The sequence below is a fragment of the Snodgrassella sp. ESL0253 genome, assembly GCF_013344965.1.
GTDB classification, from domain to species: Bacteria; Pseudomonadota; Gammaproteobacteria; order Burkholderiales; family Neisseriaceae; genus Snodgrassella; species Snodgrassella alvi_B.
In genome coordinates this window covers 143,876-165,293 of record NZ_JAAEDQ010000005.1, presented here as the reverse complement: position 1 = coordinate 165,293, position 21,418 = coordinate 143,876, and the positions used below count along the sequence as shown (strand labels likewise).

Sequence of the window (21,418 nt, the reverse complement as noted above, 5' to 3'; positions counted from 1 at the left end):
ATTATTTTCCTTCCTGTTCATTTTTCAGCATTTCTGCATACTTGGCGGTCATTTCGTTAATCCGTTCACGGCTTGGTTTGCGGCGGATTGAGCTGTAGCCAATTACTTTGCCCTGACGTAAATTTGGAATTACAGTGGCGTATACCCAATAGTGGCCGCCGTCTTTACGCAGATTTTTTACGTAACCATACCAGCGTTCGCCTCTTTGCAGAGTAGCCCACATGTCGGCAAATGGTGCTTTTGGCATTTCGGGATGGCGTAACAGGCAATGTGGTGCACCAATGATTTCATCACGGGTCCAGCCGCTGATATCAACAAATACGTCATTTGCATGAGTAATGATGCCATTAAGATCAGTGCGGGATACAATCAGAGCGCCATCCGGATAGGGGAATTCCTCATTGGTTACATAAACAGTTGATTCTCCATCTTGATGATAGTGTTTGATTTTGTGCTCAGAAGATTCGCTTTCTGGCTTTGGCTGAATCCAACGACTCATATCCATATTAATTTGTCCTTCAATTTTGGTTTAATCTGAAATAATAAAGGATGAGTGTACTTAACGAGATGCATTTCAGAGTTTTTTTGTAAAATTACAGCAGCCAAAGTTATTTCTGGGCTTATACATTAATCGCTACTATAAACTTCTGAATTTCCATGTAATTGGGCTGAAATAATATTTACCCAATGTATAGATGTGCGATGTTTTTCTTAAAAACTTTTATAAACACTTAAACGCCCTTTCATGCAATTGTGTCAGCTTTTGTCTGTTACAGGTTTGTCTGACATAAATCCTACCAGATTTTTACATGGAATCTGGGAGAACGGCAATACTGGACTATCTGGCCAGATTTGTACAGTATTATGTATTTATTGTAAAATTATTTGTAAAACAAATAATTACAATAATGCATGAGCGGGAATTTAAATGGCACAGTACATTTCTGATTAAGCAAACTAATTGTTAATCAAAATGATCAGCCAGTTCTTTCAATGCTCGTTTAGCTTCGAACAGAATCAAACCTAATTTGGCTTCATGAGTAGTGGTAATGGTTAACAGGATAGCTTCAGATGCTTGAAACAGCAACATGTAACCTTTGTCAGTATGAATAATGGTGTTATCCAGAGTACCTTTCAAAACTTCTTTTGCAGAACGGTTACCCAAAGACAGTAATGCGGCTGCCATGGCACCAATACGGTCTTCATCCATGCCGCTTTGTAATGCAGAGGCGATTGGCAGACCATCTGTTGAAATAACGGCTGAAGAAGTAATGTCGGGAGTACTGTTCAGTGTTTTCAACACACCTTCGATAAAATCATATTTCATGAAAATTCCTCTAAAAATTGACTGTAACCCTATCAATTATAGAGAGAGGCGAGTTTTTTTGCAAAAGAATGTTATTAAATTTTATTAATTATCTTTATTTATATTTTCTATATTTATTTATGTTATTTTATTTTTATTGATCTGATAATTTATATAGCGCAGGATTTAAGTTAAGTATTCCTCTGTTGGGCATATATTTTAGGGAAACAACTGATTATAGCATTATGAAAAACGGATTATGGGGGATAAAATTGCTTTATTAGAGATTTCTTGATATTAATCAAGTTACAAAATTTAGACTAGAGTAGGTAAGTGTAAGTGTAAGTGTTGAGGTTAATTAACCTTAACTGCTATCAGTATGATTTATATATCAAGTATCTTATATTCAGATATTTTGATAATTATTAATTAACGATAAATGTTAAATTGTATTAGCTTGGATTTAATTGTTCAGATAAGTTGATCTGACTATTGATGATGTGATTCGGAAAATGTTAAGGGTGAGAAATAGCTTATCCAGATAAATAAGGCTGAAGGTTAGAGAAGATAGGGTTGATGCTGCATAATTAGACAGGTTGTTATTAGATAACAACCTGTACTAAATAAAAATTATTGTATTATTAAATTAACAGGCTAATTAAGAATTTTTGCGTTATTAAGGTTACATTTGTGTGTTGTTTTTGAATCAAATATCGGTTTCTACTTTGTCTCCTTCTGCTTCCATCCAGACGCGTCGGGATGCTGCTTCACCTTTACCCATTAATTTGACGAATATATTCTGGGTTTCGCTATTGTCTTCATCTGGAATATGAACTTGCAGCAGGCAGCGGGTATCCGGACTCATGGTAGTATCTTTAAGCTGATCCGGGTTCATTTCACCCAGGCCTTTAAACCGGCTGATGCTGTAAGCACTTTCTTTAACTTTTTCTGATTGTAGCCGTTCCAGAATGCTATCAAGCTCTGTCTGATCCTGAGCATAAAGTTTTCTTGCTGGTTTGTTTTTTCCCTGAGCATTTACATCTACACGAAAAAGCGGCGGTTGAGCCACATAGATATGACCGGCTTCGATCAGGCGCGGAAAATGGGTATAAAAAAGGGTGAGTAACAGAACCTGTATATGAGCACCATCCACATCCGCATCGGATAATATGGCAATCTTACCGTAACGCAGACCGGATAAATCAGGATTATCGTTTTTTCCATGCGGGTCTACGCCAATGGCTACTGAGATGTCGTGAATTTCAGCGTTACCAAATAATTGATCACGATGGATTTCGAAGCTGTTTAAGACTTTACCGCGTAAGGGGAGGATGGCCTGAGTATTTTTGTCGCGTGCCAGTTTGGCTGAACCACCGGCAGAATCACCCTCGACCAGAAAGAGTTCATTTTCGCGAATATCTTCACTTTCGCAATCAGTGAGTTTACCTGGTAAAACGGCTACGCCTGAACCTTTTTTCTTTTCTATTTTTTTGGTTGAGCGCATACGTGCCTGAGCTTGACGAATGGCCAGTTCGGCTATTTTTTTACCAGTATCGATATTCTGGTTTAACCATAATTCCAATGGATCACTGCACATGGTGGCAACCAGTTTGAGTGCATCGCGACTAGTTAGTTTGTCTTTTGTCTGCCCCTGAAATTGCGGGTCTAGCAGTCGGGCTGAAAGGACAAAGGCTACACGTGAGAAAACATCATCTGACTGCAATTTTACGCCGCGCGGCAGCAGGTTGTGATGGTTAATAAAATTGTTTACGGCATGAAAAACAGCCTGTTTTAGGCCGGCTTCGTGAGTGCCGCCAACGGCAGTAGGAATCAGGTTAACGTAACTTTCACTTGGTGCATGGCCTTCTTCTACCCATGTTAGTGCATAGGCTGCACCTTCGCCCTGATTAAAATCGGTTTCATGATTGGCGTTTAAATAGTTTTCGCTGGCAAAAATCGGGGTTGCAGTTTGGGTGTCAGCCAGTAAATCAAGTAAATAGCTTTTCAGGCCATTTGGGTAATGCCAGTTTTGTGTGTGTGCTTCATCAGTGTTGTTGTGATAGCGGGTAAGGGTGACGCTGACTCCTGGCAATAAAACCGCTTTGGCACGTAATGAGCGTTCGAGTTCGGCCAGATTGTATTGTGGGTTATCAAAGTACTGTCCGTCTGGCCAGATACGAACTTCTGTGCCACTGTCTTTATTCGCACATTTGCCAATTATGGATAGTGGCTGAATAACATCGCCTCCTGCAAAGGCAATATGATAAATTTTTCCGCTTCTTTTAACGATAACTTCCAGACGTGAGGACAGGGCATTGGTAACAGAAACACCAACACCATGTAAACCACCTGAAAAGGCATAGGCACCATCGCCACTTTTTTTATTGAATTTACCGCCGGCATGTAGTTGAGTAAATACTAGTTCAACTACGGGTACATTTTCGGTTGGATGTAATCCGGTAGGAATGCCGCGGCCATTGTCTTTGACGGTAACAGAACCATCCTGATTCAGAGTGACGTCAATGTTTTGTGCGTAGCCACCTAATGCTTCATCAGCCGCATTGTCAATTACTTCCTGAATAATATGGGTAGGACTTTCCGTTCTGGTATACATTCCGGGACGTTCTTTAACTGGTGCCAGACCTTTGAGAACGGTAACGCTGGATTCATCGTATGTTATGGATTTGCTCATAGTTTTATTTTTAGACATGTATCGATGGCAATATAAAACAAATTACCGTAAAAAGATTATTTTTTCGGTAATTTGTTTCTGATTTATACTGTAGAAAGGAAATATGGTAAAGAGTTGATTACTGATATTTATTCAGCCAGTGAATATTTATCATCATGATTCTGGCGGGTTTGAACAAAATCAGCCCAGCTTGGCAGTTCATGCAAAAAGCGTGACAATTCATGCAATGCATTCAGATAGACGCTACGTTTGAATTCAATAACTTCGTCTACTGGTGCCCAGTACTGATGCCAGCGCCACGCATCAAATTCCGGATGATGGGTAGCGCGCAGATGAACATCGCTTTCCCGCCCAGTCAGACGCAGCAGATACCATATCTGTTTCTGTCCTTTATAAGAACCTCGCCATTCGCGTTTAATCCAATGCGTAGGTACATCATAACGTAGCCAGTCACGTGTACGTCCGATTATTTTGACGTGATGTGGTAACAAGCCTACTTCTTCCATCAGCTCGCGATACATGGCCGCTTCCGGGCTTTCGCCTGGCTTGATGCCTCCCTGCGGAAACTGCCAAGAATGTTCGTGTACCCGTTTGCCCCAAAAAACCTCGTTACGGTCGTTGGTGATGATGATCCCGACATTGGGGCGATAACCTTCTCTGTCTAACATGGTAGTTCGCCCAATAAATAAATCGAATTTTCGCACAAATTGGGTTGTGAGACCAGTAAGGATTAAACTGGAGGGGTGTCAGCTAAGTTATATTTTATATAGTTATGAAATATTTATACTGTCATTTTTTGTATTAAATGAATTGGAATCAATCTATCAGCTGATATTGAGACTGGTATATATACCGTACCAAGCAGGTGGTGATGATTAAGCTTGTTTTAACTGTTGATAAACAGTATTTATCTAAAAAAATAAAGCCATATCTGGTTGGATATGGCTTTATTTTGTTTAATCTAATCAGTTTTAGGAATGAATAGGTTCGAGATTGTGAATGGTTTTCCCGTTTTCAGGAATCTGCTCTTTACCATTTTCTGGTTGGGCATGCTGATAAAAGGCGGCACGTTTAGCAGCCTGAAAAATTTGTAGTCTACGACGGTGTTGCATAATTAAATCCTTTCTCGCTTGTCGGTGTTGTGCACCAACTGTTGTCATTTATAGCTTGTGTACAGCTTGTACTGATGATTAATAATGTAAATCAGTTGTCTGTACAGTTATTGTTTTTAACATGATTATTTATTTGTTCACTAACAATATATAAGATATAGCAGACTTTTGCAAGGCAGTAATTTTTGGCTGCCTTTAAGGGTGAAATGTAATTGATTGCCGAGAACACGGCTGATTTGCGGAAAGATCAGGCAGCAGTGGCTGCCTGATCACTGTAATGATAAGAGTAGAAAATTAAGGCTTAGGCTGGCTGTTGCCGGTACGTCTGTTTTGCTGGTTGCTGCTGCGATGACGGGAACGGTTGGGCTGCTGCTCGCCATTCTGACGCCGGTTTGCACCCCAGTTGCCATTTTTGCTTTGGTTACCGAATGAACGGCGGCCTTTGCCTGCTGTTTTGCCAGAACGTTTGCGGGTAGGCTCCATGCCGGTGACAGTATGTTCTGGCAGTTTACGGTTCAGATACCGTTCAATTTTGTGTACTTTGATGTACTCGTTCACTTCGGCAAAGGAAATGGCCAAACCAGTACGTCCTGCGCGGCCAGTACGGCCGATGCGGTGCACATAGTCTTCAGCCTGCTTGGGCAAATCATAGTTAATTACGTGGGTAATGGTTGGCACATCAATACCACGAGCAGCCACATCAGTAGCCACCAGAATCTTGATTCGCCCTTTACGTAAATCCATCAGTGTACGGTTGCGCCAGCCCTGAGGCATGTCGCCATGCAGACAGTTGGCAGAAAACCCTTTTTCATACAGCTCATCAGCCAGTTGTTCAGACATGGCTTTGGTGGCGGTAAAGATAACAACCTGATCAATGCTGGTGTCGCGTAAAAGATGATCAAGCAGCCGGTTTTTATGTCGTGTGTCATCACAATAAAGCAGCTGTTCATCAATTTTGCCCTGTTTTTCTTCGCGGGCAATATCAATTTTCTGTGGCTGATGGGTTAGTTTCTGTGCCAGTTTGCCAACCATGCCATCCCATGTGGCTGAGAACAACAGGGTTTGACGTTCAGCAGGAGTGGCGGCAACAATGGTTTCTATGTCGTCTATGAAGCCCATATCAAGCATGCGGTCTGCTTCATCCAGAATCAGTACTTCCAGACGGCTGAAGTCAATTCGACCCTGACGCATGTGATCCATTAATCGTCCCGGTGTGGCAACAATCAGGTCAATCGGGCGAGACAATGCACGGATTTGCTGGCCAAAAGCAGTACCGCCCACCAGTGTAACTGTGCGCAGCCATGGCATGTTTTTACCATAAATCTGGGCATTTTTTTCTACCTGTTGTGCCAGTTCACGTGTAGGTGTTAAAACCAGTGCCCGAGGGCCTTTGCCTGATTTTTCACTGCGTTTGAGCAGTTTTTGTAAGGTAGGTAACAGAAAGGCGGCGGTTTTACCAGAACCAGTCTGGGCAGAAACCATTAAATCCTGATTATCCAGAACGGCGGGAATGGATTCCAGTTGTACCGGAGTTGGATTTTCATAACCGGCAGCGGTAAGTGCGGTAGTGAGTTGTTTGTCTAAGTGTAAATCTGAAAAAGACAATGTCATGATTTTCCTTTGGTTAAACGACCAACCAAATGTGATAATCTAGTTTGTAAAAGATAAATTAGATTATGGGAAACAGTTGCTAGCTTAAGCCAAATAGAAAAATAATCAAAGATAGCAATTGGTTGTCGTAAGCGTGTGTGTTTGGGTATTTTATACATCGGCGACAACCAAGCAACGGATGCATTTCTGCAGATGTTGGTATACGGCGTTACATAATATGGTGATATTGAGTACGCCGTGTTTAATTAGGTTGCTAACGATGGCTTCAAATTATTCGATTGATTATAAGTTATATCGTTTTGTTAGGCAACTTGGTACATGGGGTATATGTGACGAATACTCTGGGGTGTTAGATGGTTTTTTCCGTTACAATGTGGCTGTTAGCGTGATTATGGCAGTTATGTAAAGTTTTATTTATGAGTGATGATCTAGGTGCATTTGCCAACCGTCTTGGCAAAAATATTAAACATTTGCGTAAATGGGCACAGCGTCAGGGACTGGAGGCATGGCGTATGTACGACCGTGATGTGCCGCAATATCCCTTTGCTGTGGACATCTATGCGGATCAGGTTCATTTGCAGGAGTACGATACGGGTTGGCTGATGCATAAGTCGGAATATGAAGATTGGCTGACGGGGGTTATGGACGCAATTGTATTTGTAACTGGTTTGCCCAGAGAACATATTCATTTGAAAAGGCGGCAGCGTCAGAAAGGTAAGGAACAGTATGAAAAAACCGGTGCTGATGGCACGGATTTTGTGATTCATGAGTATGGGCGGGCTTTTTGGGTAAATCTGGATAAATATCTGGATACAGGTTTGTTCCTTGATCATCGCAATACGCGCCAAAAAATAGGTTGTATGGCTGCGGGCAAACGTTTTCTGAATCTTTTCGCATATACTGGCAGTTTTTCGGTATATGCAGGCACTGGTGGCGCTTTGTCAAGTGAAACAGTTGATTTGTCTAATACTTACCTGCAATGGGCTCGGCGTAATTTTGAGCTGAACGGGCTGGATATGGGGGCACATCAGATTGTGCGGGCTGATGTATTTCAATATTTGCAGATGGCTGCTGAAGAAAGAAAGCAATTTGATTTGATTGTGATGGATCCGCCAAGTTTTTCCAATAGTAAGAAAATGCTGGATATTCTTGATATTCAGCGTGATCAGGAAAAGCTGGTAGATGGTGCTATGCGTTTGTTATCACCGCAGGGAATTTTGTTTTTTTCGAATAATCTGCGCAGCTTTACGCTGAATCCTGCTCTGGAGCAGCGTTATCAGGTAAGTAATATTTCCAGAAAAACGGTACCGGAAGATTTTCGTAATGCGCGTATTCATCAATGCTGGGAGATGCGGAAACGTTAGCTGGTAAAGTTTGTTTATAGGAGACGGTGATGGTTAGAAAGGCTCAGATAGTACTTGTTGCAAGTGTATTAGGTATGCTGTGCTTACTCGTGCCAGTTGCTGATGCAGCTGTAATTTATCATGCAGGGCATGGTGAACGCGATATTATTGTTGATTTACCTGTTTCATCAACCACTACCATTAATAAAACTGTGCGCATTGATGCACCGGCAGGAGCAACGGTTATTTACACAGATACACCGATTTATCCCACTGTACCGTCTTATCCGACTGTTTTACCTTATCCTCCGGTTTATCCGGTGTCTCCCAGTATCAGCTTGCGTCCGGTAGGTCATGTTTGCTTGCGCAATGATGGCATTTCTTCTGCCTGGCAGTCAGTTATGCTTGATTCCTGTTCCAGTGGCGAAATCAGTGAAGCTATGTATTTCCATCAGGGACAGGTATGGCTGAACAGTCGCTGTCTGGCAGTGAGAAATAATGCCGTGGGAACGGTTACTTGTGCGCTTAACAGGGAAAATAACTGGCTATTGACTGGCCGACAGTTACGTGACCGTAACAGTAATTTGTGTGTGGATGGCGCACAAGGACGTTTGCAGTTACAGCCTTGCCGGGACGTAACCTCTCAACAATTTCATTAATGCAGTTAATAGGTTTTGATGAATATTTTTTATAAGCTGTATAGTTATATTTTATTTGTTTATTCTGATTTTGATAATAATTTGTTTTATATAAGACAATTAAAATTATTCTAACTGGATACAGTTTTAAATATATTGGCAATTTTTGTAATAATCTATTTATTTATGTTAATATTATATTTGCTAATATCATTTGTGAGTTTGCCCGATTTTATTGTTGGAATTGATAAATGCAACAGTTAAATTTATTGATGCTAAACAAATTTGTGCTGGTTGCTGTGCACACCTGTGAAGTTGAGTAAGTGTTGATTCTGACGGAGTGCTTTCTGATTATTAGCATGATTTATAAGGTAAAAAAATTGTTGGTATGTTTTGTGGCGTTTGATTTACACCAGACAACTATATCAGCAGGAATGTTTGATTTAAGCTAATATTGTCTATAATTCTAGGTAAGGTAACTGTCTATCGTTATGTCTTTCTCTTCTTCCTGTATTCTGCCGCCAGCAATGCTGGGTATTCTGGGTGGTGGGCAACTGGGTGCGATGTTTACTGTTGCTGCCAAAACAATGGGTTATCAGGTAACGGTTTTGGATCCTGATCCGAATGCACCAGCGGCTCAGTATGCTGATGTGCATTTATGTGCGGCTTTTGATGATGTTGTTGCCTTGCAGAATATGGCCAGATGTGCGGCAGTGACGACTGAATTTGAAAATGTAAGTGCCGATTCAATGCGCTGGCTGGCACAATATACTGAGGTGTCACCATCTGGTGATTGTGTGGCTATTGCACAGGACAGGCAGCGGGAGAAAGATTGGATTACCAAGGCCGGACTGGCTACTGTGCCGTTTGCGGTTATTTGTGCTGAGTCTGATATTGATAGTCATCTGGAAGAGTTATTGCCCGGAATTCTGAAAACGGCCACTCTAGGTTATGATGGAAAAGGGCAGATAGAAGTAGGTACTATTGAAGAGTTGCGCGCCGCTTTTACACGATTGCAGAATGTGCGTTGTGTGTTGGAAAAAAAGGTGGATTTGCGTGCGGAAATATCTGTTGTTGTCGCGCGTTTGAATGAACAGCAAACTGTATGTTTTCCACCGGCAGAAAATCAGCATGAAAATGGTATTCTGGCCTATTCATTAGTACCAGCCAGATTACCACAGTCTGTATTGCAGCAGGCTGAACACATGGCTGTAAAATTGGCTCATGCCATGGATTATAAAGGGGTTCTGGCAGTTGAGATGTTTATTGTGGGCAGTGAAATGCAATTACTTGTCAATGAAATCGCACCCCGACCGCACAACTCTGGACATTACACTTTAGATGCCTGTATTTCTGACCAGTTTCAACAGCAGGTACGGCTAATGTGTGGTTTGCCGCCGGCCGCTACTGATTTATTACAGGCTTGCTGTATGGCCAATATTCTGGGAGATGTCTGGCCGGCAGACAGGGAACCGGACTGGTGTACCGTGCTGAATCACAATACCGCCTGTTTACATCTGTATGGCAAAAAACAGGTACGGCCGGGTCGCAAGATGGGACATTTTACTGTTCTGGCCGAAGATTCTGAACAGGCATGGCAAACGGCACGGTCTCTTCATCTTCATCTATACAATGATGCTCAAAATTTTTGCTCAACTGCACTAAATGTATCTTGTTGATATGGGCAAAAAGATATTACTTTGAAATTGATGGGCACAAAATTGTCTCCGCTACTAAGGTTTTCAAATGGCTGGATATTGCTAGGGTATGTATTACCGATGGCTTTGGCATGTGCAGGTATTGCCGGATTACCCATATCAATGGCGCTGACCGGTGTTATGTGCGCATTGTTGTGCAGTGTGCTTTTCTGTGGCCGAGAGAAGATATTGCTGACACCATCGCCGTTTTCAGCACTAATGCTCATGGCATCGGTGGCCTATTATGCCGGTGCAGTAACGGAGCGGGTTGCTGTGGCCAGTATGCTGACTTTGTTTACTGGTGTCTGGTTATTATTACTGGCTATGGTATTACCCAGGCATTGTCTGAGCTGGATTCCCCGCCCGGTGTGGCATGGTATTGGTGCTGGTATTGTTCTGACTTTGGTGGTTATGCTGGTGCCGATTATTCTTGGTGTTTCTGCCAATAGTAGTTCATGGCTGGAACAATGGGAACTTCTGGTCAACTGGCAAAGATGGAACTGGCCAAGTATGGTTCTGGCCGGCTTAACTCTTGCCTTGTTGGTGCTGTGGAGAACCAAATCTCAGCCCAAGGTTTTGTGGGTACTGCTGCTGGTGTGGATTCTCAGTCATATATGGCCGTTTTCATTTATCGGGATTGCTACGCCTGTTCAGCAAAGCTGGCAACTCTGGCCTTTATTTCATCTGATGCATGCTGACTGGCCATTGCTGATTTTTTTAAGTGCCACGATAGCGCTGTTAATCTATGTGGAGGTTTGTCAGTATTTACCCGATCAGTTTCGGCGTGGTATTGGCATTGCTGGCTTGTCCAATATACTGGCAGCAGTGACTGGCGGTATGGTAGTCAGTGTGGGGTATGTGGCTGATCGGTCAGTGAAAATCAGGGTTAATACCCTGATGACAACGCTATTACTGCTGGCACTAATTTATTGCTGGTCATGGTGGCCTTGTGTGCCTTTACCTGTGCTTGCGGTTATTGCGCTATATATAATTTGTGTACAGATTAGCTGGGGTGAATTGCGTTTATATTATCGACAGTGGGATGATTTGTTGTGGCTGTGTGCTTCGGCCATTCTGATTATTCTGTTTGGTATATATGCTGGTTTATGGCTGGTTATTTCGCTGGGATTGATAGTGATGTGCTGGCATTCGCTCCGTATGTACGCCTGGCCTGTATTATTGCCCGAAGTTCAGATTATGGCGCAGGAAGCTGTTATTATTTTACCTCAGGTTTTGCTGTTTGCTAATGCCTGTATGCTATTACAGCGCAGCCGCGATCTGGTTAATACATTGAATGTACAAAAGGTGTATCTGGATGTGAGCGCTGGCTGCTGTGCGGATGTCACTGTGTTTGTTCATTTACAGGCTCTGGCTCGTGAGTTGCATCAGCAGGATAAAATGTTGTTTGTATGTGGCTTGAGCGAGAAGGCATGTTTGGCGCTCATAGCGAAAAAGCTGGATTATTTGTTGCCTGAGCAGTTCAGTACTCGTGATGCTGAATCTTTATTGATATGTCAGAAGTATATGAGTGAGTCTCTGTTGGCATAAGATATTCTGTTTATTGTTGCTGATGCCGGTAGTCAGGTATGATTACTTTATACTGAATATTTACTGTATTTGGCTGGGAGGGAGAAATGAATAAATTCTGGAGTGAGAAAACTAATTGCTTACAGCCTTACGTACCTGGAGAGCAGCCTAAACTAACCAATCTGGTTAAGCTGAATACCAATGAAAATCCATTTCCGCCATCGCCTATGGTTCTTACTGCGATGCGGGATGCAATTAATGATGATTTGCGTTTATACCCGGATCCGAGTGCGGATAACTTAAAGCAGACAATTGCTGATTATTACGGTTTGCACAAACAGCAGGTTTTTGTGGGTAATGGTTCAGATGAAGTGCTGGCACAGGCATTTGCTGCTTTTTTTCAGGGTAAACAGCAGTTATTGTTGCCGGATATCAGCTATAGTTTTTATCCGGTATATTGCCAGTTGTATGATGTTGAAGCTTGTTATGTGCCTCTGAATGAGCATTTTGCCCTGAATCCTGCTGATTATTGTGGTGCTCGGGCGGGGGTGATTTTTCCAAATCCGAATGCGCCGACTGGTTGTATTTTACCGCTGGTTCAGGTTGAGCAGATATTGCAGGCCAATTCTGACTGTGTGGTACTGGTAGATGAGGCTTATATTGATTTTGGTGGAGAATCTGCCGTTAGGCTGATTAATGATTATCCTAATCTGCTGGTGGTGCAGACGCTGTCTAAATCCCGTTCGCTGGCGGGAATGCGGATTGGTATGGCAATGGGACATGCTGATTTGATTGAGGGGCTGGAGCGGGTTAAGAACAGTTTTAATTCCTATCCGCTTGACCGGGTAGCACAGGCTGCTGCTATTGCAGCATTCACTGATGATGACTATTTCCGTCTTACTTGTGCCAAGGTGATTAAAAATCGTATCTGGCTAACTGAACAGTTGCAGCGACTGGAGTTTGAGGTTTTGCCTTCTGAAGCCAATTTTGTATTTGCACGCCATGGTAGCAAAGAAGCAGCACAGATTGCCGCCTTCTTGCGGCTACATGGTGTGGTAGTACGTCATTTTCAGCAGGAACGAATCAGTAATTTTCTGCGCATCAGTGTTGGAACGCAGGAACAACAACAACGGCTAATTGCGGTACTGGAGGAAATGCTTGCGCAATAAGCTGGATTTTAGCAGCTATTACTGTCTGGATAACGATAGTTGATATGGGTGGGCAAAAGCAGTTTATTGTGTCTGTTCTGGTATGAATGATTGGCAGAGCTCATAATCATCTGCCAGTAATTCAAACTGGAAATGCTGATTGGATTTGATAAATATTTTTTTATCTTTTGTTACAAATATAGCGCCCATATCTTTGTGTTTTTCCAGTTCATTCAGCCCTTGTCTGACGCCAAAACCATACAGAATGGTTGAATAAATATCCCCCGTTAATGAATTATCTGAAATGATGGTTACACTTTGCAGTTCATTATCCAGTGGATAGCCGGTGAACGGGTCGATAATGTGGTGATAAAGCTGTTCATTAAGCATAAAATAACGCTCGTAAATCCCAGAAGTAACCACAGATTTGTCCTGCACGTGCAGTATACCGAGTAAGCTGTCTGCTTTGGCAAAAGGGCGTTTCAAACCGATATGCCAGTGCTGGTTGGGGGTAAGCGGTGAGCAGCCAATGGTTAATACATTGCCGCCACAATTGATGATAGCTTGATAAATGCCATATTGAGCCAATACTAGTCTGGTAATATCGGCAATATAGCCTTTGGCAATGGCCCCTAAATCAATTTCCATACCGGCTTTGGCCAGATACACTGTATATTTTGCCTGATCCAGCTCGATCAGATGCGGATTAGTCAGGGTTAATCGGTGTGCTATTTCTTTTGCCGGAGGAATACTGTGTCCATTAAAGCCGATTTTCCATAGCTTGACTATCGGGCCGATGGCAAAGTTAAAGCAACTGTGCGGCAGCAGGCTGGCTGCTTTAGCCTGTCGGATTAAATCAAATACCAGTTTACTTACTGCTACCGGCTGTTTGCCGGCAGCATGGTTAATGCTCATCACTTCTGAATGGTCACGGTTGACCGTTAAACGTGTTTCCAGTGCCTGAATGGTATTGAAAACTGCTGCTACTGCCTGCTGGTTTTCGACAAACAGTTGCAGGGAAACAGTTGTTCCCATGAGCTGTTGGCTATAGGTGTAACATGAACCAGACATGATGATGAGCTATGTGTTAATAGTTAATGGTTTTTAGCATAAGCGGCAGCCTGATCGCCAGCCTGAATACCAAAAATAATGATATCGGCAATGGCATTGCCACCTATGCGGTTGCCACCATGCACACCACCAGCTACTTCACCTGCGGCATAGGCACCTTTAATAACCTGTGCTTGGGTATCCAGTACTTCGGTGTTGGTATTGATGGTTACACCACCCATGGTATGGTGAATGCCCGGGGCAATCTGGATGGCATAAAAGGATGGCTGATTTAATGGATGGCGCATGCCGGTAGTACGCCCGAAATCTTCATCATGTTGTTGTTCTACAAAACGGTTGTAGCATTCTACAGTGTTGGCAAGATTTTCGGCATTGATGTTCAGTTTATCGGCCAGTTCTGCCAGTGAGGTGGCCTGTACTACCAGTCCTTTGCCGATATAAGTTTCTGCTGCCTTGTTTTCGACTCGAATTTGTTCATCAAACAGTATGTAAGCATAATGTTCAGGCAGATCAATAATGCTGTTGGAAACTTTGTCACGTGTATCCAGTTCATTGACAAAGCGTTTACCGTACTGCGATACCAGAATGGCACCACCGCCGCGAATAGATTCTGAAATCAGATAGGCTGTATTTTGTTCTACTGTGGGGTGTATCTGTATTTCATTCATGTCGACAGTGCCGGCACCGATTTTCTGTAACAGTGCAATGCCTGAACCTGTCGCACCTTTATGGTTGGTGGTGACAAAATTAGCTAAATCAGGCCGGTAATGTGTAACCATCTGTGCATTGGCACCAAAGCCGCCGGTTGCGACAATGACTGCTTTGGTGCTGATGCGTTGTTCATTGCCTTCTTCATCGCACACCATTACTGCGTTGATGCGGCCATCTTTCATTTCAATATCGGTAACAGAGGTATCGAGCATTACTTCAATGCCACGATCATTGATGTTTTTCAGCAGGCCGCTAATCAGATAACCACCAACGGCTGCACCACTGTCTGGGCGATGGGTGCGGTCTACACTCATGCCGCCGGTAGTAGTTAAATTATTTAACTGAATTCCTTTTTCATCGAGCCAGTCTATCGCTGCCGGAGCGTGTTCGACAAAGTAGTGCAATAATTGCGGGTTGTTTTTGTTTTGACCGCCTTTAAGCGTTTCATTATAGAACCATTCTTTATGGTCGATAATCCCTGCCTGTTGCTGGAAACGGGTTTCCGCTGCATTCATGCCGGCTGAGGCTTTGTTGGTATTGCCACCGGTAACCGGCATTTTTTCAATGATGATAACTGAAGCACCTTTATCATGTGCTTCAATGGCTGCGGCTAGACCGGCGCCACCACTACCCACTACAACAACATCACATGATTTGTCATCAGCATCGCCACCTTCGACGATGGTGGCCACTTTATAAGAAGTAGATATGGCTTTGGTAACTGCTTTTTTAAATGCATCACATTGTGAAGTAGCGCCACTGATTGCATCTACATAAGGGCTGTTAGCGGCCAGAATACGCTCTTTGATTTCATTAAAATTACGAATGGAAACGTGATCCAGTTGTTCGGTATTGACCAGTGACAGGTCTTTAATAAAATCCTGCCCCAGTTCAACATTGATAACGAATTTATTGTCGAAATCGTCACTAACGGTTTGCTGATAAGTGCCGGCATGGAATTTTTTCGTATTGATTTCACGTACCATGCTGTGAATAAGGGGAAAACGCCATAATGGTTCTGGTATGCACAGATTAGCCCGCTGGTCACTATTCATGGATAGCTGTAAATCATTTTGGTTCTGAATACGCTCAGCCCAGTCTGGATAAGCTACACAGGCTCTTCCGGCGGCAACCAGATCATAGCCATGTGCCATTGCTGTTTCTGCATCGGCCTTATTCACGACATTACCTACGCCGATAACCGGTATTTTGGCCAGTGTGGCAGAACGTAGCTGCATGTATTTGTCAATTAATGGGGTTTCATCGCTGCTGTCAATAATGGATGGGCGTAATGTGGCCGCCATGGAAAAATGGACATAGTCTAAACCGGCCTGAGCCAGTTTATCTAGCAGGAATAGGGAATCTTCAAAAGTAATACCCGGCACTTCGAGTTCTTCCGGTGAGAACCGGTAACCGATAATAAATTCGCTAGTGGCATGTTTCTGTGCCATCTGCCGGCTGATTTCCAGTACGGCCAGAGGGAAACGGGTACGGTTTTCGCGGCTGCCACCCCATTTGTCCTGCCGCTGATTGGCATGGGGAGAGAAAAATTGCTGAATCAGATAGGTGTTGGCTCCGTGAATTTCAATACCATCAAAACCTGCGGCAATTGCACGCCGTGCCGCTTCGCCAAATTTACCAATCATGTCTTCAACTTCGCCAGCTGTCATTGCTTCCGGTACGGTTGCATTCGGCCGTGGAATAGCGATGGCGCTGGGGCCTACAGGTGTCTGGCCACCGATTAGCCGGGGCTCTACCATACGCCCGCCATGATAGATTTGTATAACTGCTTTGGAGCCGCGTTCTTTTATGGCGGCGGCCAAGAGACTCAGGCCTTCAATGCAGTCATCGTTGTGAATACCTATTGCACCGGGAAAAGCTGGTCCCAGTGCATCTACATAGCCGCATTCAACAATTACTGTGCCTATACTGCCAGAACGCTCCCGATAATAATCAATCAGGTTATCAGTAACGGTACCATCATAAAAACCACAGCAGGTAGTCATGGGCGCCATCACCAGACGGTTTTTCAGTACAACACCGTTGGGTAAGGTAAGCGGATTAAAAAGGGGAGAAGATGGATTATTCATATTCAATGCCAATTAATCAGAACTTGGTATAAAAAAGAAATATGCGCATGGTAGCGTAAAACCTGAGGGGTTATCTATTGAATAAAAGGCATAAATATAACAATGGCATGTATTTAATTTATTGTATTGATACGTGTCAAATTTAGCTGGTTAAATCTGGTAAAGTAGTAGTTTATAAAATGAATATATTTTTGCGGCTATTGTTATATATGTCTTTCTGCAAGTTTATTGCCAGCATTAAATTTCTGGTCAGGACAGCAGGCGTGCCCTGTATGATATTGCACTGGAAATAGGCATTTTCTGATATCTGGCTATGCATGGGCGATTTCTGGCGGAATAAAATAATTAAGAATAGTGCTGCTGCATATAAGGGTAGCAGTATTGGTTTTAAGTTTGCTGGTATCGATATAAATATTAAAAGTATATTAATTTCATGTGGTTATATAGGATTGTTGGCTGTATTAAGATAATTTTCACCATACGCAGACAGATTGAGTTTATTTTTTTAACAAATATTAACAATTGCACAATGAGACACAAGCATGACGCTGCTTGCCGCGCTCAGGTACAATCTGTTTTTTCTATTGAAATATAGCACTCATGGCATCTCTGGAAACATGGATTGGCTTACGTTATTTACGTGCCAGGAAACGTAACGGGTTTATGTCATTCATCACTGCGGTATCGATTGCTGGTATCGCGCTTGGCGTATCAACATTGATTGTTGTACTGTCTGTGATGAATGGTTTTCAAAAAGAAATCCGTAATCAGTTACTCAGTGTGGCTCCTCATGCTGAAATGGGATTTTACGAAAACAGTCTGGATCAGCACTGGCAGGATTTACAGAAGCTGATAAAAGGTAACCAACAGGTGGTGGGGTCGGCGCCCTATGTAGCTGATCAGGCATTACTGGCCAATGCAGGAGAGGTGCGTGGTGTGCAAATTCGCGGGATTGATCCGGCACTGGAAGGTAATGTTGTCGATTATGGCAAGGGAATGCCTAATAATGGTTTTGCCAGTCTTAAGCCGGGTGAGTTTGGTATTCTTCTGGGTAAAGACCTCGCTGACGGGCTTGGCGCCAATATTGGCGACAAGGTTACTGTAATCACGCCAGATGGCAATGTAACACCAGCCGGCATGGTGCCGCGTTTAAAACAGTTTACTTTGGTAGGTGTGATTACAACGAAGATTTATGAGGTGGATAATACGCTTGCCTTAACCCATATCACCGATGCGCAAAAGCTGTATCGGCTAGGCAATAATGTGAGTGGTTTGCGCCTGAAATTGGCCGATCCGCAGAATGCGCCTTTTGTGATTCAGAAGTTGGTACCGGCAAAACTACAGAATGAAATCTGGATTCGCGACTGGACTTTCCAGAATCGCAGCTATTTTGATGCGGTGCAGATGGAAAAACGCATAATGTTCATTATCCTGTTGTTAATTATCGCTGTAGCAGCTTTTAATCTGGTGTCGTCGTTAGTGATGGCTGTAACTGAAAAACAGGCTGATATTGCCATATTGCGCACACTTGGACTTTCTCCGGGTGGTGTAATGCGTATTTTCATGATTCAGGGTGCAGTAGCCGGATTTCTCGGTACCTTTTTTGGGGTGATTTTCGGGGTAACGCTCGGATTGAATATTGGCCGCCTCGTTGCCTTTTTTGAACATATGACCGGTAAACACCTGATTCCGTCCCAGATTTATTTTGTGAGTTATCTGCCTACGGATGTCAAATTTTCTGACGTATGCATGATTGCAGTGATTTCTTTGTTGCTGGCCTTTGTTGCCACACTGTACCCAAGCTGGCGTGCCGCCAAAACGCAACCGGCAGAGGCTTTGCGCTATGAATAAACCCGAGTATGTTATTGAATGTGAGCATGTTTGTAAAACCTATGATGACGGGTATTTACAGGTATCAGTGCTGGATGATTTGCATTTTAATGTCAGGCGTGGCCAGAGTATCAGTATTGTTGGTGCTTCCGGTAGCGGCAAATCCACTTTGCTGCATCTGCTTGGGGGGCTGGATACCCCCAGTGGTGGCACAATACGTTTGATGGGGCAGGATATAACCCAGTTGAGTCAGAAAGCCGTAGGTCAGTTGCGTAATCAGTATCTGGGCTTTGTTTATCAGTTTCATCATTTGTTGCCAGAGTTTTCAGCATTAGAAAACGTGATGATGCCTCTGCTGATAGGGCGCATGTCTAAAGCTCAGGCTGAAGAGCAGGCGAAAGCAATGCTGGATAAAGTGGGACTGAAACAGCGGATGGCGCACCGGCCGGGTGAACTATCTGGTGGAGAGCGGCAACGGGCTGCAATTGCACGGGCTATGGTTACTCATCCTGCCTGTATACTGGCCGACGAACCAACCGGCAATCTGGATCGGAAAAACGCTGGCAATGTACTGGATATAATGCTGGATTTACAGCATGAATTGGATACCAGTCTGGTTGTGGTGACCCATGATGATGAGCTGGCCGCCCGCTTTGATGAAGTTTTAACGGTAACAGACGGCAGATTAGTGCCATTTACTGCTAACTGATACTGAAATCGTATTTTGTCATAATGGTTGATTGAACATGGCTGATAATGTCAATCTGGTTGAGGTTTCCGCACAGGCTACCCATCCGGCGCTACAGGCAATGGCTCAGGTGCTTGGTGTGGCCGCACGCACTGAGTGGGCTGTTATGCAGCCATGGGCAGACGCGCTGTTATGGGCTTTCAATCGGGGAGACAGTCATATTGTGGTACCCCGCGAACATCTGGCGGCAATCCGTAACTGTCGAGTTTTGGTGGGTGCTGCCGGAGCTTATACTCCGTTTATTCTGCAAAACAATCATTTATTTTTAGGGCGAATGTGGCAGCTAGAACAGGATATTGCTGAGAGCCTGTGGCGGTTGGCCGATATTGCGCCTGCAAGGATAAATGAGGCGGCTGTGGCTGCCGATCTGGCCAGCTGGTTTCCTGAAGCAGACAGTGCCCAGCAGCGCTTCGCGGCTGCACTGGCCTTAATCCAGCATTTTGTGGTGATTAATGGTGGGCCGGGCACGGGGAAAACAACTACGGTTGCCAAAATTCTGGGATTATTACTCAAACACGCCTGGCCGTTGTCGCGTCCACCACAAATTGCGCTGGTGGCGCCTACCGGTAAAGCGGCTGCTCATATGGCTAATGCTTTACAACGTGCCCTGAATAAACTGCCCCTACCGGACAGCAGTATGCAATTCCTGGGACGTTTAACAGGTCAGACGGTGCACCGGTTGCTACAACTACAGCCGCCGCTGTTAACGGGTCCATATGATGCGGAACATCCCTTGCCGGTGGATATTCTGGTGGTTGATGAATCTTCCATGCTGGATTTATCCCTGTTTCGGGCACTGTTGCGCGCATTAAAACCTGATGTGCGCCTGATATTGCTTGGAGATGCCAACCAGTTGCCGGCGGTAGGTGCCGGTAATGTGTTGGCAGAATTATCTCAGCCGACAGTATTGTCTCCTGTGCTGAAACAGCAACTCGCAGCGCTTTTGCTAGAGCAGCCTTTACCACCATCCAGCAATGAAGCCAATATGGCTGCACATGTTGCTACCTTGAGTCACAGTTATCGCTTTGACGCTACGCAGGGTATTGGTGCGTTGGCAACGGCTTGTATCAATGGTGACGATAGTGCAGCACTTAATGCAGTAACCAGTTTCCCGGCACAGTTGCAATTGCAGCAGGCTGATATGCAGCGATTGAGCCGCGATTTATATTCACAGCAGCGAATGTGGTGGCAGGCGGTGGCTGAAAATAATATCGCAGCGGTTTTCAGCCATCTAACAGATATTATGGTATTGACTGCATGGCGTGCTGATGCGGAAGCATTTAACCAGCAGTACCGGCGTTATTTACGCCAGCAGTTACATCTGAATACTGATAGCTGGTTTGCAGGTCTGCCGATTCTGATTACCCAGAATGATTATGGGGTTGGTTTGTTTAATGGTGATATTGGTGTCATTCTCCCGGATAGGGATAATTCGGGACACCTGCTTGCCTATTTTGCCGATGGTGCGAACTATCGTGCTATTTCTCTTAGCCGTTTGCCTCAACATGAAGCTGCATTTGCGATTACCGTGCACAAAAGTCAGGGTTCGGAATACGATAGTGTGTGGTTACTGGCTCCTCAGGCGCAGGCAGCAGCAGACGATCCTCTGTTTAATCGTTCTCTTTTGTATACAGCACTTACACGCGCCAGACAGCAATTTACTTTTTGTGGTACGGCCAGACAGTTGGCACAAGGTATAAAAAATAACCAGCAGCGGCGCAGCGGATTAAGTGCAGCCTTGGCTCTATTGGCTAAAAAACAATCACAGTTGTCTTTATTTTAATTCTGCCTATTTGCTGGCTTTAATCTTGCCTGCTTACTTTGACAATCCATGCTGTGAAACTTAATTTTATGTATCTATAATATTCTGGTTGGTGGAATAAATTTATGCTAT

The 21,418-nt window shown here is 43.8% G+C and carries 16 protein-coding genes; 8 read left to right on the top strand and 8 right to left on the bottom strand.

Annotated elements, in window-relative coordinates:
* Window position 1 precedes the first annotated feature (1 nt).
* The 6 genes from GYX26_RS06010 to GYX26_RS05985 all read right to left on the bottom strand — a co-directional run bounded on the left by GYX26_RS06010 (window position 2) and on the right by GYX26_RS05985 (window position 6,721).
* Window positions 2–505: a PAS domain-containing protein gene (locus GYX26_RS06010; protein WP_238791241.1), complete on the bottom strand. Its 504-nt coding sequence runs from the start codon at window positions 503–505 to the stop codon at window positions 2–4.
* A 459-nt stretch (window positions 506–964) separates the two neighbouring features.
* On the bottom strand, window positions 965–1,327 hold the full coding sequence (locus GYX26_RS06005) for a roadblock/LC7 domain-containing protein (protein WP_100091445.1): 363 nt from the start codon (window positions 1,325–1,327) through the stop codon (window positions 965–967).
* A gap of 685 nt (window positions 1,328–2,012) precedes the next feature.
* Entirely contained in the window at window positions 2,013–3,998 is a 1,986-nt protein-coding gene (locus GYX26_RS06000; protein ID WP_174828547.1) for a DNA topoisomerase IV subunit B, read from the bottom strand.
* 128 nt (window positions 3,999–4,126) lie between these two features.
* On the bottom strand, window positions 4,127–4,666 hold the full coding sequence (locus GYX26_RS05995; RefSeq protein ID WP_100091444.1) for an RNA pyrophosphohydrolase: 540 nt from the start codon (window positions 4,664–4,666) through the stop codon (window positions 4,127–4,129).
* A gap of 303 nt (window positions 4,667–4,969) precedes the next feature.
* Entirely contained in the window at window positions 4,970–5,110 is a 141-nt protein-coding gene (locus GYX26_RS05990; protein ID WP_174828508.1) for a hypothetical protein, read from the bottom strand.
* Between the two features lie 294 nt (window positions 5,111–5,404).
* Window positions 5,405–6,721 carry a DEAD/DEAH box helicase gene (locus GYX26_RS05985; protein ID WP_100091443.1) on the bottom strand — a complete coding sequence of 439 codons (1,317 nt, stop codon included), beginning with the start codon at window positions 6,719–6,721 and terminating at the stop codon, window positions 5,405–5,407.
* A gap of 416 nt (window positions 6,722–7,137) precedes the next feature.
* On the opposite strand from GYX26_RS05985, the gene GYX26_RS05980 reads away from it, so the two are divergent.
* From GYX26_RS05980 to hisC, 5 genes are all read left to right on the top strand, one after another.
* A complete protein-coding gene (locus GYX26_RS05980) occupies window positions 7,138–8,085 on the top strand; it encodes a class I SAM-dependent methyltransferase (RefSeq protein WP_174828507.1) in 948 nt (315 codons plus the stop codon).
* Between the two features lie 29 nt (window positions 8,086–8,114).
* Entirely contained in the window at window positions 8,115–8,723 is a 609-nt protein-coding gene (locus GYX26_RS05975; protein ID WP_174828506.1) for a ricin-type beta-trefoil lectin domain protein, read from the top strand.
* Between the two features lie 470 nt (window positions 8,724–9,193).
* Window positions 9,194–10,381: a 5-(carboxyamino)imidazole ribonucleotide synthase gene (locus GYX26_RS05970; RefSeq protein WP_174828505.1), complete on the top strand. Its 1,188-nt coding sequence runs from the start codon at window positions 9,194–9,196 to the stop codon at window positions 10,379–10,381.
* Between the two features lie 30 nt (window positions 10,382–10,411).
* Window positions 10,412–11,947 (top strand): SulP family inorganic anion transporter, encoded by a 1,536-nt coding sequence (locus GYX26_RS05965; protein WP_255453847.1) that lies wholly within the window; start codon window positions 10,412–10,414, stop codon window positions 11,945–11,947.
* Between the two features lie 86 nt (window positions 11,948–12,033).
* A complete protein-coding gene (gene hisC / locus GYX26_RS05960) occupies window positions 12,034–13,095 on the top strand; it encodes a histidinol-phosphate transaminase (protein ID WP_174828503.1) in 1,062 nt (353 codons plus the stop codon).
* A 63-nt stretch (window positions 13,096–13,158) separates the two neighbouring features.
* On the opposite strand, the gene GYX26_RS05955 is transcribed toward hisC, so the two are convergent.
* Both GYX26_RS05955 and GYX26_RS05950 read right to left on the bottom strand, forming a co-directional pair.
* Entirely contained in the window at window positions 13,159–14,145 is a 987-nt protein-coding gene (locus GYX26_RS05955) for an FAD:protein FMN transferase (protein ID WP_174828502.1), read from the bottom strand.
* 23 nt (window positions 14,146–14,168) lie between these two features.
* On the bottom strand, window positions 14,169–16,946 hold the full coding sequence (locus GYX26_RS05950) for a flavocytochrome c (protein ID WP_174828501.1): 2,778 nt from the start codon (window positions 16,944–16,946) through the stop codon (window positions 14,169–14,171).
* Window positions 16,947–17,546: 600 nt separating this feature from the next.
* On the opposite strand from GYX26_RS05950, the gene GYX26_RS05945 reads away from it, so the two are divergent.
* From GYX26_RS05945 to recD, 3 genes are read left to right on the top strand one after another with little or no spacing between them, the layout of a single operon-like run.
* Window positions 17,547–18,797 carry a lipoprotein-releasing ABC transporter permease subunit gene (locus GYX26_RS05945; protein WP_174828500.1) on the top strand — a complete coding sequence of 417 codons (1,251 nt, stop codon included), beginning with the start codon at window positions 17,547–17,549 and terminating at the stop codon, window positions 18,795–18,797.
* A complete protein-coding gene (gene lolD, locus GYX26_RS05940) occupies window positions 18,790–19,485 on the top strand; it encodes a lipoprotein-releasing ABC transporter ATP-binding protein LolD (RefSeq protein WP_174828499.1) in 696 nt (231 codons plus the stop codon). Before GYX26_RS05945 ends, lolD begins: the two co-directional genes overlap by 8 nt.
* A gap of 37 nt (window positions 19,486–19,522) precedes the next feature.
* A complete protein-coding gene (gene recD / locus GYX26_RS05935; RefSeq protein WP_174828498.1) occupies window positions 19,523–21,307 on the top strand; it encodes an exodeoxyribonuclease V subunit alpha in 1,785 nt (594 codons plus the stop codon).
* The last annotated feature ends 111 nt before the right edge of the window (window positions 21,308–21,418 follow it).